The 3151-nt window shown below is 67.6% G+C and carries 2 protein-coding genes; both read left to right on the top strand.

The window, feature by feature from the left end; genetic code table 11:
• Window positions 1-583: 583 nt before the first annotated feature.
• The gene (gene acs, locus QN345_RS17215) at window positions 584-2539 is read left to right on the top strand and encodes an acetate--CoA ligase (protein WP_322189316.1); all 1956 of its coding nucleotides are present in this window, start codon (window positions 584-586) and stop codon (window positions 2537-2539) included.
• 63 nt (window positions 2540-2602) lie between these two features.
• Window positions 2603-3151 (top strand): acyltransferase family protein (locus tag QN345_RS17220; RefSeq protein WP_323508948.1); only part of this gene is annotated, 549 nt, incomplete at its 3' end.

Consider the following 3151-nt stretch of genomic DNA (forward strand, 5'->3'; position numbering starts at 1 on the left):
GAACCGACACCGTCGACCTCGCCCTCGTGCGGCACGTCGCGACCGGCACCCGGGTCGGCGACCTCGGGCATCCGCTCACGGCTGAGCGACGGGGCGGCGACGAACGGTTGCACCATGACCCGAAAGTATCCGGCGATGACCTCGTGGACGGGGCCACAACACCAGACTGGGGACGCGTCGCCGTGCGCGACGACGGTGGAGGACGAGCCACCGAACCGCCGGAAAACTGTCGGGAAACCCGTCGGTTCGTTTAAAAAAGGGGGGCGGCACCTATTGGGGGGAACAGGTGCCGCCTCGGCATCACGCTGATTGGGGGGAACCAAACGTGATGCAGGTCAAAACTTTCGTTCGGACGAGTCCAAGTGTATAAGGAAAATCAAGATGCGCAAGTCCCCCGTGTCCTCATAAATGAGGACACGGTGACGCGGCCCCCATTCAGGGGTGACCTCGGGCGATCCCGGAGAGTTCTCCGGGGAGAGAGCCGCTCCGCAATTCCCCGCAACGTGAGTTCGCGGATCGTCAGGGTATGGTGCACGAGGGGCTTGTTACGCACCCGGCCGTCATCGCAAAGGAGCGACAAGCTATGAGCGTTCAGATCGACCACCTTCTCAACGAAACCCGCAGGTTCGCACCGACTGCCGAGTTCGCGGACCAAGCCATCGGCACCGCGCAGCTCTACACGGATGCCGCGAACGATCGCCTCGGATTCTGGGGCGATCAGGCCCGCGAGCTGCTGCACTGGCACAAGCCGTTCACCACCGTGCTCGACTGGACCAACCCGCCGTTCGCGAAATGGTTCGAGGACGGGCACCTCAATGTGGCCTGGAACTGCCTCGACCGGCACGTGCTCGCGGGCAATGGCGACCGGGTCGCGCTCTACTTCGAAGGCGAGCCAGGAGACTCCCGCGCGATCACCTACGCCGAGTTGACGGCCGAGGTGAAGCGCGCTGCGAATGTGCTGACAAAGCTCGGCGTGCAGGCCGGGGACCGGGTCGCGATCTACCTGCCGATGATCCCGGAGGCGGTGATCTCGATGCTCGCCGTCGCCCGGATCGGCGCCGTGCACTCGGTCATCTTCGGCGGCTTCAGCGCTGAGAGCCTGCGCTCACGAATCGACGACGCGAACGCGGTGCTCGTGATCACCGCGGACGGCGGCTACCGCAAGGGCCGCGTCACGCCCCTCAAGCCCGCGGTCGACATGGCGCTGACCGGTGTGCCGACGACCGTGCGCAACGTGCTCGTCGTCAAGCGCACCGGCAACGACGTGGAGTGGACCGACCGCGACCTGTGGTGGCACGACGAGCTCGCGAGCGTCGACGCCGAGCACGAGGCCGAGGGTTTCCCCGCCGAGAATCCGCTGTTCATTCTCTACACCTCCGGCACGACCGGTAAGCCCAAGGGCATCCTGCACACGAGCGGCGGGTACCTCACCCAGGTCGCCTTCACCCACAAGAACGTCTTCGACCTGCACCCCGAAACGGATGTCTACTGGTGCACCGCGGACGTCGGCTGGATCACGGGTCACAGCTACGTGACCTACGGCCCGCTCGCCAACGGGGCGACGCAGGTCCTCTTCGAGGGCACCCCGGACACCCCGCACCCGGGCCGCTGGTGGGAGATCGTCGAGAAGTACAAGGTCAGCATCCTCTACACGGCGCCCACCGCCATCCGCACGTTCATGAAGCTCGGCCGCCAGATTCCCCAGGGCTTCGACCTGTCGAGCCTGCGGCTGCTCGGCTCGGTCGGCGAACCGATCAACCCCGAGGCGTGGATGTGGTATCGCGAGGTGATCGGCGGCAACGTCGCCCCTGTCGTGGACACCTGGTGGCAGACCGAGACCGGCGCGATCATGATTTCGGCGCTTCCCGGGGTCACCGTCGCGAAGCCGGGCGCCGCGCAGGTACCGATCCCCGGGGTGTCGATCGACGTGCTCGACGAGGCCGGCGTGCACGTGGGCCACGGTAACGGCGGGCTGCTCGTCGTCACCGAGCCCTGGCCGTCGATGCTCCGCGGCATCTGGGGCGACCCGGAGCGGTTCATCGAAACGTACTGGGAGAAGTTCGGTGAGGAGAACCCGCGCTACTTCGCCGGCGACGGCGCCCGCCTCGACGAGGACGGCGATATCTGGCTGCTCGGCCGGGTCGACGACGTGATGAACGTCTCCGGGCACCGGCTCTCCACCGCGGAGATCGAGTCCTCGCTCGTGTCGCACCCGATGACGGCCGAGGCGGCCGTGGTCGGCGCGCACGACGAGACGACCGGCCAGGCCGTCGTCGCATTCGTGATCATCAAGTACAGCCACCTCGAGGAGTCCTCGCACGAGGACATCCAGGCGGTGCTGCGTGCGCACGTGACGCAGCAGATCGGCGCGATCGCCCGGCCCCGGCAGATCTTCATCGTGAACGAGCTGCCGAAGACCCGCTCGGGCAAGATCATCCGCCGCCTGTTGCAGGACGTCGCAGAGGGCCGCGAAATCGGCGACACGACGACCCTCGCCGACACCTCCGTGATGCAGGTGATCAAGAACACCCTGGGGTAGCCGGGCCGGCCGGACGAGGGGGCAGTGAGGGTTTTCACAAGCGGCCCCCCTATCGTGGGGACAATGCCTCGTCTTCCCTCGTCCGGACGCCTGGTCGCGCTCGACGCCCTCCGCGGTGTCGCCGCGGGCATTGTGCTCGTGCACCACGTCTCGATGACCGCTCCCGGCATCGCGGCCGCATACCAGTCGACCGTCGGCGTCGACACCGGTTCGGCGGGCTGGTGGTCGACCCTGACCCCGCTCAAGTTCCTCGTCGCCGGCCCCGAGTTCGTGCTGGTCTTCTTCGTCCTCAGCGGTTTCGTGCTCGTACGCTCACCGCTCGCGAGCCGGGCCGCGAGCACGGCGAACGGGCTCGCCGCCCGCGGCTACGACTGGGTGGCCTATTACCCGCGCCGCATCATCCGCCTGGCGATCCCCGTCGTCGTGTCCGTCGCCCTCGCCGCCGCGTGGATCCTCCTCGTGCCGCGTGCGGGCATCGACGTCGGCGGCAGTTGGCTCAAGCGGCAGGACAATCCCGACATCGGCCTCCCCAACCTGCTCGGCGAGGCGAGCGTCATCGGCGGCTCCGGCCGGCCGGACGTCAACCCGCCGCTCTGGTCGCTGACCTGGGAG

Source organism: Cryobacterium sp. 10I1 (genome assembly GCF_035019805.1).
Classification (GTDB): Bacteria; Actinomycetota; Actinomycetes; order Actinomycetales; family Microbacteriaceae; genus Cryobacterium; species Cryobacterium glucosi.

Bases quoted from the DNA above. Each gene is read 5' to 3' on its own strand.
- acs (WP_322189316.1), top strand. From the start codon at position 584: ATGAGCGTTCAGATCGACCACCTTCTCAACGAAACCCGCAGGTTCGCA.